The 2,242-nt window shown below is 49.5% G+C and carries 4 protein-coding genes; all 4 read right to left on the bottom strand.

Features of this window, described 5'->3' with window-relative positions; translation table 11 throughout:
* Window positions 1-133: 133 nt before the first annotated feature.
* From DK261_RS08740 to DK261_RS08725, 4 genes are read right to left on the bottom strand one after another with little or no spacing between them, the layout of a single operon-like run.
* The gene (locus DK261_RS08740) at window positions 134-391 is read right to left on the bottom strand and encodes a hypothetical protein (protein WP_371923064.1); all 258 of its coding nucleotides are present in this window, start codon (window positions 389-391) and stop codon (window positions 134-136) included.
* A 13-nt stretch (window positions 392-404) separates the two neighbouring features.
* Entirely contained in the window at window positions 405-878 is a 474-nt protein-coding gene (locus tag DK261_RS08735) for a DUF6392 family protein (protein WP_164487407.1), read from the bottom strand.
* 28 nt (window positions 879-906) lie between these two features.
* Window positions 907-1,380 carry a DUF6392 family protein gene (locus DK261_RS08730; protein WP_164485927.1) on the bottom strand — a complete coding sequence of 158 codons (474 nt, stop codon included), beginning with the start codon at window positions 1,378-1,380 and terminating at the stop codon, window positions 907-909.
* Window positions 1,381-1,407: 27 nt separating this feature from the next.
* Complete coding sequence (locus tag DK261_RS08725; protein ID WP_110175587.1) at window positions 1,408-1,878, bottom strand: DUF6392 family protein; 471 nt, start codon at window positions 1,876-1,878, stop codon at window positions 1,408-1,410.
* Window positions 1,879-2,242: the final 364 nt, after the last annotated feature.

Here is a 2,242-nt window from a genome sequence, read left to right as displayed (position 1 = left end):
ATTTGGTTGACGGCTGAAGGGCTGGAGCGAGGTCGGCAGATAGCCGACCGGTTGTTTGGGGTAAGAACTCAAGTGGAGCATGTATCCGACTCGGATACCTGACTTCATACCACGGCCATACGGTAGGTGGGGTTTATGGATCGCATACGATTGACTCCTCGGGGAAGCTCTTTTGCAGGGAGATATACAAAGCCTCAAAGCGCTGAGTGCTGGCCCAGAACTCAAGCTCAATGCCTGCCTCAGGCCACATGGCAACAGTATCGACATCCTCGAACATACCTTTTGGAGACTCGCCGGGAAGATACATCCCGGAGGTAATCATTTCGGAATAGGTAAGGCCAAGGCTTTTAACCAGGTCATCGATCATTGCGGCGTTCACATCAACCAGCATTGTCCCTGCAGAGCTAAGCGCTTGATCTTTCGTTCAGCTCGAACACTACATCTTCAACCTCCATTTCGGCGTTGTATTTAAAAACCGCCATATTCCCTTTGTGGATGTTCGGAAAACGATAAATATCCCACCCTCCCGTCATACCGCGTATGGGCATTTTGAAAGGTGCTCTTGACTCCAGAGGTTCTCCATAGCGGGACCGTATCCATCCCTGATCCATTCGATTTTTAAGTTGATAGGGTAGGCTTCCCTTGTAGATTGAGGCTCCTTTGAAACTCTCCAGCAAGCTGATGAACAGCATTTCAAAGCGTTGACTGCTAGCCCAAAAATTCAATTCGATTCCAGGCCAGGGAGACATTGCCACGGTGTCGCTGTCGTCGAAGATACCTTTAGGTGGCCCACCGGGAAGTTGCACCCCGGAGGCGATCATTTCGGGATAGGTGCGACCAAGGTATTTAACCAAGTCATCGATCATAACCGCGTTCATTTCATTGCTCACTGTGCCTCCTGCAAAACTAAGCATGTGATCTTTCGTTCAGCCTGAAGACGATGCCTTCCACTTCCATTTCAACGGTGTACTTGAACAACACATGGATGCTCTTGGACATGCCTGGTAAACGATAGGTATCCCAGCCGCCTGTCATGCCGGAGATAGGCACTCTATAAGGCGCTCCTGACTCCAGCGGCTCACCATATTGAGATTTAACCCATGCCTGATTCATCTTCGTTTTGAGCTGGTAGGGAAGACTCCCCCGGTATATGGGCTCTCCTTCAAAACCCTCAAGAAAGGTAATGAATAGGTTTTCAAAACGGTGAGTGCTGGCCCAAAAGCCCAATTCGACCCCTGGCTCCGGCGACACCGTCACCCTGTCGCTGTCATCAAAGATGCCTTTTGGTGGTCCTCCTGGGAGATACATTCCTGAGGCATTCATTTCGGGATAAGTGCGGCCGAGGCTTTTGACCAAGTTATCGATCATTGCTGTATTCATATCAATAACAGCCTTGCCTATACAAAATTAAACATTGGGCTTGTTGTTTGACCTGAACACAAGTCCTTCAACTTCCATGTTCATGTTGTATTGAAATACCGTTCTAATATTTTTTGCCGTGCCGGGAAGGTGGTAGGTATCCCAGCCGCCAGTCATTCCAAGAACTGGCATCTTGAAGGGAGCTTTTGACTCCAAAGGCTCTCCGTAATGGGACCTTACCCAAGCTTGGTTCATTCGGCGTTGGAGCTTGTACGGCAATCCATTCTCGTAAACTGAGTCGTCATCGGAGGTCTTATGCAAGTAGATAGAGAGAGAGTCAAAGTGCTGAGTGCTTGAAAACCCCAAATCTATTCCGGCTGCAGGTGACATGAACGAGGTCTCATCGCCCTCGAACATACCTTTTGGCGGCCCGCCAGGGAGATACATTCCAGATGAGATCAACTCGGAATAGGTCCTCCCAATATTTTTAATCAGGTCATCGATCATTGCGGCGTTCATATCAATACCAGCCTTGTCCCTGATGAAGGTTATGCAGATTGGTGCGCGCATTTTCAATTTGCGCTTCGGTAAACCCCATGTCTTGGAGAAACGGTTTAAGCGCGTCGAGGTTGTTATCGACTGCTGCCCGTAGGTCGGCTGCATCCTTAATCTGCTTTGTCTTGGTGTTTCTCCCGCCGTACGTCTCACTGTACTTTTGATGCACCTCGCGTGGAATTGTAGTGGTCTAATGAAACCGGACACCCATTTAGGCGAGAATGCTCGCCAGATAGAGGTGTCTGATGACCAAGCAACGTCGTTCCTTTTCCGCTGAGTTCAAACGCGAGGCCGCAGGCCTCGTGCTCGATCAAGGCTATAGCCATAC

The organism is Pseudomonas sp. RW409, from assembly GCF_003184125.1.
In the GTDB taxonomy this organism is placed as follows: Bacteria; Pseudomonadota; Gammaproteobacteria; order Pseudomonadales; family Pseudomonadaceae; genus Aquipseudomonas; species Aquipseudomonas chlororaphis_I.
The sequence above is the reverse complement of the archived record's forward strand: the minus strand, read 5'-3'. Positions and strand labels throughout refer to the sequence as shown.

Excerpts from the sequence above, each read along its gene's own strand:
- DK261_RS08740 (WP_371923064.1), bottom strand. The coding sequence starts at position 391 with ATGCTGGTTGATGTGAACGCCGCAATGATCGATGACCTGGTTAAAAGC.
- DK261_RS08735 (WP_164487407.1), bottom strand. The coding sequence starts at position 878 with ATGAACGCGGTTATGATCGATGACTTGGTTAAATACCTTGGTCGCACC.
- DK261_RS08730 (WP_164485927.1), bottom strand. The coding sequence starts at position 1,380 with ATGAATACAGCAATGATCGATAACTTGGTCAAAAGCCTCGGCCGCACT.
- DK261_RS08725 (WP_110175587.1), bottom strand. The coding sequence starts at position 1,878 with ATGAACGCCGCAATGATCGATGACCTGATTAAAAATATTGGGAGGACC.